At 56.4% G+C, this 399-nt stretch carries 1 pseudogene; it reads right to left on the minus strand.

The annotated features are described in order from the left end of the window. A pseudogene (locus tag AC5ZGW_RS47380) lies at positions 1-285 on the minus strand (IS4 family transposase); the annotation flags it as partial. Positions 286-399: the final 114 nt, after the last annotated feature.

A 399-nucleotide genomic window follows, 5' to 3' on the forward strand; every position in this document is an offset into this window, starting at 1 on the left:
GTCTGGGGCGGAACGGTTGAGCATCGTCATCCAGAAGACCCGCCAACTCAGGATGCAAAAGAGCGAGATCAGGTTGGTCAAACGCTGGGCGGTCCTGAGCTTCGACTCCTCAGCTTTGCAGCCCGATTTGAGGATCTTGTGGAACACCTCGATCTTCCATCTCAAGCCATACCATTCGAGCTTCTCAATGGCGTCGGTGCGGGAACCAATGGGCAGGTCGGTGATCAGCTTCCAATCGATCTTCTTTCTGTTTTTCGGCGTCCCGCGCTCTTCAGCATGGATCACCGTCAGGGTCAGAGCGGGATAGCGATTCTGCTTTCCGATCGGCGGCAGGACGCGAATCTTGCGATACCTGATCTCAAGAACGGCCTGGTCGGGATCGCCGTTGCTGTCTCTGAC

The organism is Bradyrhizobium sp. Crot121 (genome assembly GCF_059512385.1).